Origin of the sequence: Neisseria sp., from assembly GCF_041804105.1 — a bacterium.
GTDB lineage: Bacteria > Pseudomonadota > Gammaproteobacteria > Burkholderiales > Neisseriaceae > Neisseria.
Window position 1 is genome coordinate 1 of record NZ_JBHCJY010000075.1, and the last position, 3,772, is coordinate 3,772.

At 54.7% G+C, this 3,772-nt stretch carries 6 protein-coding genes; 5 read left to right on the forward strand and 1 reads right to left on the reverse strand.

The window, feature by feature from the left end; translation table 11 throughout:
- Positions 1–320, reverse strand: a 320-nt coding sequence (locus ACEYDX_RS07200; RefSeq protein ID WP_373741345.1) for a spore coat protein U domain-containing protein, incomplete at its 3' end; no start/stop codon positions are given.
- Between the two features lie 451 nt (positions 321–771).
- On the opposite strand from ACEYDX_RS07200, the gene ACEYDX_RS07205 reads away from it, so the two are divergent.
- From ACEYDX_RS07205 to ACEYDX_RS07225, 5 genes are all read left to right on the forward strand, one after another.
- Positions 772–2,118, forward strand: coding sequence for a Na+/H+ antiporter family protein (locus ACEYDX_RS07205; protein WP_373741346.1), 1,347 nt, complete (start codon positions 772–774; stop codon positions 2,116–2,118).
- Positions 2,118–2,336 (forward strand): SlyX family protein, encoded by a 219-nt coding sequence (locus tag ACEYDX_RS07210; RefSeq protein ID WP_373741347.1) that lies wholly within the window; start codon positions 2,118–2,120, stop codon positions 2,334–2,336. Before ACEYDX_RS07205 ends, ACEYDX_RS07210 begins: the two co-directional genes overlap by 1 nt.
- A gap of 154 nt (positions 2,337–2,490) precedes the next feature.
- Entirely contained in the window at positions 2,491–2,961 is a 471-nt protein-coding gene (gene rlmH, locus ACEYDX_RS07215; RefSeq protein ID WP_085367124.1) for a 23S rRNA (pseudouridine(1915)-N(3))-methyltransferase RlmH, read from the forward strand.
- 197 nt (positions 2,962–3,158) lie between these two features.
- Entirely contained in the window at positions 3,159–3,518 is a 360-nt protein-coding gene (locus ACEYDX_RS07220; protein WP_085367123.1) for a VacJ, read from the forward strand.
- Between the two features lie 20 nt (positions 3,519–3,538).
- The coding region (locus ACEYDX_RS07225; RefSeq protein WP_373741348.1) for an acyl-CoA thioesterase at positions 3,539–3,772 on the forward strand (234 nt) is incomplete at its 3' end.

The window sequence follows — 3,772 nt, forward strand, 5'->3', positions numbered from 1 at the left end:
GCGGGGGTAAGAGCGATTTGATAAGGCGTGCCTTTGGTGCATTTCACGGCAATGCCGTCTGAACCGCCGGCCTTGCTTTGGCCGTCAACATCGGTGTTGTGGTTGGAGAAGTATTCGCCGAAATCGATGTCTGCGCCGGCAAAACGCACAGATTCTTCTACCGTGGGCGCATCGCCGCTGTTGGTAGCCACTTCGCAAACGGGTTTGATGCGGATGGTAACGTGGAAGTCGGCGGTTTTGGTTTCCGCCGCGGCCATGCCGGAAGCCAATAAAGCTGCTGCTGTTGAGGTGAGTACGAAGAGTTTTTTTACCGTTTTCATGTGTAAAGTCCTTTTATTAAAACAACCGGTTAAAAATACCGGCCGTATTTATTTTCAGCGTTGTGTTGGAAGTTATCTTGCAGGCTTTCTATATTGATTGCGGGCTGCACCGTAAATCTCGTGAAAGAATTTATACATACCGAATATCAAAAATATCCGCCGTCAGGATATTGGAATTATCCGATTGTTTACTAAAATTGGCAATATTTTTACTTAGGTAAATTTAAAGCACTTGCCAATCTGTTGCAAACACATCCATACGCCCCGAACCGGGCAGCTTTGGCGGGCACTTTACCGGCAACAATCGTTTTATCCCGCACAGAATCGGCGGTATGCAGCGGCTTGCAGGACTTTAAAGTTTGTAAACCTTTCAACTCGCAGGTAAAATCCTGCCGGTTGGAAATTTATGTTGATGCGGCCGTTCCGCCGTTATTTTTGTGGAGAAACAGATATGAATGCCGTGGTGATTGCGGTTTTTGTGATGCTCGCACTATCGCTTGCGCGTGTGCATGTGGTGTTGAGCCTGCTGCTGGGCGCGCTTGCCGGCGGCCTGATGGCCGGATTGGGCTTGGCGGAAACCATGAAAGTGTTTCAAACCGGCCTGGCCAACGGCGCGCAGATTGCGCTTTCGTATGCCATGCTCGGTGCTTTCGCCGTGGCCATCGCCCATTCGGGCTTGCCGCAAACGCTGGCCAATGCGGTTATCCGCCGTTTGGATGCCAACCATGTGCGCGACAATGTGCCCGGCCGCATCGGCAGCATCAAATGGGGGCTGCTGCTGGCTCTTTTGGCTATGAGTATCATGAGCCAAAACCTGATTCCGATTCATATCGCCTTTATTCCGTTGATTATTCCGCCGCTGCTGCTGGTGTTCAACCGTATGCAGATCGACCGCCGCCTGCTTGCCTGCGTGATAACTTTCGGCTTGGTTACCACTTATATGTGGCTGCCCTACGGATTCGGCGAAATTTTCTTGAAACAGATTCTGGTGGGCAATATCAATAAGTCGGGTCTGAACGTGGATAACGTAAACGTGATTCACGCCATGACCATTCCCGCTTTGGGCATGGTTGCCGGCCTGCTGATTGCGGTGTTTTTCAGCTACCGCCGCCCGCGCGCCTATCAAAACACTTCCGCCGATGTGGAGGCCAACCATCAGGCGATGGTGCAGCCGAAAATGTCTGCCTACCGCAGCTGGGTGGCGTTGGCGGCGATTGTGGTGTCGTTTGCCGTGCAATTATGGGCCGACTCCCTGCTACTGGGCGCGATGGTCGGCTTTGCCGTGTTTATGGCCGCCGGTGTGGTGCGCTGGGGCGAAGCCGATGCCGTGTTTAACAACGGCGTGAAAATGATGGCGATGATCGGCTTTATCATGATTGCCGCACAAGGTTTTGCCGAAGTGATGAAGGCCACCGGCCAGATCGAGCCGCTGGTAAAAACCTCGGCCGATATGTTTGCCGGCAGCAAAGGCATGGCCGCTTTTGTGATGCTGCTGGTGGGGTTGTTGGTAACCATGGGCATCGGCAGCTCGTTTTCCACCCTGCCGATTATCACCGCGATTTATGTGCCGCTGTGCGTGGGCATGGGCTTCTCACCGATGGCAACGCTGGCGATTATCGGCACCGCAGGCGCGCTGGGCGATGCCGGTTCGCCCGCTTCCGACTCCACGCTCGGCCCCACCGCCGGTTTGAATGTGGACGGCCAGCACGACCATATGCGCGACACGGTTATTCCCACCTTTCTACACTACAACCTGCCGCTGATGGTATCGGGTTGGATTGCCGCCATGGTGTTGTGATGCAAAACCTCGAAAACCGCATCATCGAATTGGAAATCCAAACCGCGTTGCAGGCCGATTTAATCGACAGCCTCAACAACACCGTCGCCAAGATGCAGCAAGCGTTGGATTTGCAGCAGGGGCAGCTCAGGCTGCTCTACCGGCGACTGCAAGAAAAGGGAGGCGAAGGCAGCGGTGCCGCATACAATCCGGCAGACGAAATCCCGCCGCATTATTGAATGTGCCAACAGGCCGTCTGAACCATTATGTATGTTTTCAGACGGCCTGTTTGGTATCCGCCGCCGCTGCGCCTTATCAAAGCCGTCTGAAAACATAACCCATCAAGCCAACCGCAACCAAACAAGATTTTGCCGGACAGAAAGATTATCCATTATGAACATCACCGTTTTGGCCGTCGGCACCAAAATGCCGCGCTGGGTCGATGAAGCCGTCAACGAATACGCCAAGCGTTTCGGGCGCGATGTTTGCTACACCTTAAAAGAAATCAAACCCGAAAAGCGCGGCGCCGGCGTGAACGCCGCCCAAGGCATGGCCGCAGAAGAAAAACGCATACTCGAAGCCATACCCGCCGGCGCGTTTTTGGTGGTGCTCGACGAGCGCGGCAAAGCCCCCACATCGGTAGAGCTGGCGGGTCATTTGGAAAACTGGCAACGCAACGGCGAGCACGTCTGCTTCGTTATCGGCGGTGCCGACGGCATGACCGACCGGCTCAAGCAACAGGCGCGCCTGATGATGCGCCTGTCCAGCCTCACCCTGCCGCACGGCATGGTACGCGTGCTGCTCACCGAACAGCTCTACCGCGCCGTATCGATTCTGCACAACCACCCCTATCACCGCGAATAAACAGGCACACAACCCGAGGCCGTCTGAAAACATTTTCAGACGGCCGAAAATTTTTAACAGACACCGCTTGCAACACAACAGCGACCACGCAAAATATGCCGCAAACGGCAGATTCGCACAGGCTGATGCCCGAACCGTTATAGATTTTCACCCCCCTTTGCTATATCATTCCCCCATCTATTTGCAGGAGCACAGCCATGTATGAAGTTAACCGCAGCGTATTTTTCCTGATTCCCCTCGAGCCGTTTTGGAACTGGCTGCAATCACTGCCCGAAAGCCCCGAAGACATCCGTCTCGAAGACCTGCAGGCCGATTCCAATTCCTATCTCGTACGCCCCTGCGAAACCGCCGACGAAGTGTGGGACGAAATCGAAAGCCGCTACGAACAGCTTTTCGCCGCCGAGCTGGCCGACTGGTGCGAAGACGAAAGCCTGTGGCCCGATTTGGACCCCGACATCTTCAACGAATGGTTCGACATCCAACTTTCCACCGTATTGACCGATTTGGAACAAGAACCGCTCGGCCGCGAAATCTTCCAGCCCATCACCCTGAATTAAGTTTTCAGACGGCCTTTCGCATGACCCGCATACGCATACGCAGTTATCACCTCGACGGCTACGGCCATGTCAACAACGCGCGCTATCTCGAATTTCTCGAAGAAGCGCGCTGGGCTTTTTTCGAACGGCACAACCTGCTGCGCCTGCTCGACGGCATCATGATGGTGGTTGCCCGCATCGACATCCGCTACCTGCGCACCACACAAGAAGGCCAAACGCTGGATATCGCCACCCGCATCCAGTCCGCCGAACCC